General features: G+C 54.7%; 1 protein-coding gene. It reads right to left on the bottom strand.

Going from position 1 to position 316, the window contains the following annotated elements; genetic code table 11:
• Nucleotides 1–90: 90 nt before the first annotated feature.
• On the bottom strand, nucleotides 91–316 hold a 226-nt coding region (locus AC1RO3_RS08985), incomplete at its 5' end, for a hypothetical protein (protein WP_289873994.1).

Genomic DNA, 316 nt, shown 5'->3' on the forward strand with positions numbered 1-316 from the left:
GCATGAACGAGCGGGAACTTGGTGCCGTACCAACCGTGCGCGTCCACATAGTCGAAGTTGATAGCTCGCGAACGCATCGACGCCGCAAACTTATCTGACGAGGAAGAGGTCATATTTCGTGTTCTTCTCCAAGGTTCTGTAGCCGTTAGTGAAATAGGTGATGGGGTTCCTCGATCCATTAATGAGGCAACGTACACGCACCGACTCGTGCAGAGTGGGCCTGTACTCCAGCAGCTGGACACCGCGACCATCACGCGTGATGATCTGTGCCCCTGCCGCAGCCGCATCAATGTCGAATGGAAGCCGGTTCATCATT

Source organism: Dellaglioa sp. CoH-57-MRSF-19, assembly GCF_056781975.1.